Below are 1,593 nucleotides of genomic sequence, written 5' to 3' on the forward strand. Positions count from 1 at the left end.
AGGTCGACGTGGACGCCAATCCTGGCCTCGGCCGCGACTACAAGATCATGTCCATCCCGACCCTGCTGCTCTTCGAGAAGGGGCAGGTCACCAAGACGATCCAGGGTGCCAAGGCGAAGGCCGCGCTGCTGCGCGAACTGTCGTCCGTCCTGGACTGACCTGGCTTTTCGGGCCCGTGCCGTTCGTCGGGGACGGTGCGGGTCGACCCGGGGCGGCACACCCGCCCACGGGGTATTCGCAGCGTGCGGCATGTCATACGAAGAGTTCACGCATATTTGTCGCAGTCCCGACAGACCTGAGAGAATGAACGCATCCGGTCTGGGTTCGCAGTCGCGCTCAGGACCACGAAACGAGTGAGTGGGGTCGAGTATGCCAACGTTGCGCGTGGGTGACCGGGGATCGGGCGTCGCCGAGATCCGTGCCATCCTTTCCGCACGTGGTCTGCTCGACGATCCCGTGGTGTCCGTCTCCGACGAGACCTCCTTCGCCAACGCGGCCGTGCCGAACGCCGCAGCACTGAATCAGCACGGACGCGCACATCGCGAGGCCGTCTTCGATGCCGCCTGCGCCCGGGCTGTACAGGCCTTTCAGCAGGAGCGCGGACTGATCGCCGACGGCGTCGTCGGACCCGCCACCTACACCGCACTCCTGGAAGCCTCGTACCGGCTCGGCAGCCGTGTGCTGCTGTACCGGCTGTCCGCGCCGATGAGCGGCGACGACGTCGCCACCCTGCAGTCGCGACTGCAGAATCTGGGTTTCTATCACGGTCTGGTCGACGGAACCTTCGGGGCGACGACCCACAACGCCGTCGTGCTGTATCAGGGGGAGTACGGGCTGACGCCGGACGGCATCTGCGGTCCGGAGACCCTGAAGTCCCTGGACCGTCTGGGGTCCCGGGTCACCGGGGGCTCCCCGCATGCCATCCGTGAGGAAGAGGTGGTCCGCCGCTCCGGCCCGCGGCTCACCGGCAAGCGGATCCTCATCGATCCGGGCAGCGCCGAGGACGGCGCAGTCGGGAACGCCCTCATGTGGGACCTCGCAGCCCGCCTCGAGGGCCGTATGTCGGCGGCCGGCATGGAGACCTTCCTCTCCCACGACCGCGAATCACGGCCGAACGATGCCGAACGCGCCCGGGTGGCGAATCTGGTCGGTGCGGATCTGATGATCTCGCTGCGGCTGGCGCACTACCCGAATGAGCGGGCCAACGGTGTCGCCACCTTCTACTACGGGTCGACGCACGGCTCGTACTCGACGATCGGCCGCAACCTGGCCGGCTATCTGCAGCGCGAAGTGGTGGCACGGACGCCGCTGCTCGACTGCCGGAGCCACGAGCGCACCTGGAGTCTGCTGCGGCTGACCCGGATGCCCGTCGTCGTCCTCGAGGCCGGCTACATCACCAATCCGTCGGACGCCCAGTTCCTCAACGACCCGGAGGCCCGCGACACCATCGCCGAGGCCATCCTCGTCGCCGTCAAGCGGCTCTACCTGGCCGGTGAGAACGACCGCCCCACGGGCACCTACACGTTCTCCGATCTGCTTGCCGCAGAAGAGATCTCCTACTGACACCCGCCCCACTTCGGTGGGTTGCCGGCA

At 67.4% G+C, this 1,593-nt stretch carries 2 protein-coding genes; both read left to right on the forward strand.

What is annotated here, in order from left to right; genetic code table 11:
• Window positions 1-158: thioredoxin domain-containing protein (locus GX543_RS14230; protein ID WP_290852786.1), on the forward strand; the 158-nt coding region annotated here is incomplete at its 5' end.
• A gap of 211 nt (window positions 159-369) precedes the next feature.
• Window positions 370-1,563: a peptidoglycan-binding protein gene (locus tag GX543_RS14235; protein WP_290852784.1), complete on the forward strand. Its 1,194-nt coding sequence runs from the start codon at window positions 370-372 to the stop codon at window positions 1,561-1,563.
• Window positions 1,564-1,593 lie beyond the last annotated feature (30 nt).

The sequence above is a fragment of the Gordonia sp. (in: high G+C Gram-positive bacteria) genome, from assembly GCF_012515855.1.
Lineage (GTDB): Bacteria > Actinomycetota > Actinomycetes > Mycobacteriales > Mycobacteriaceae > Gordonia.

Bases quoted from the DNA above. Each gene is read 5' to 3' on its own strand.
- GX543_RS14235 (WP_290852784.1), top strand. From the start codon at position 370: ATGCCAACGTTGCGCGTGGGTGACCGGGGATCGGGCGTCGCCGAGATC.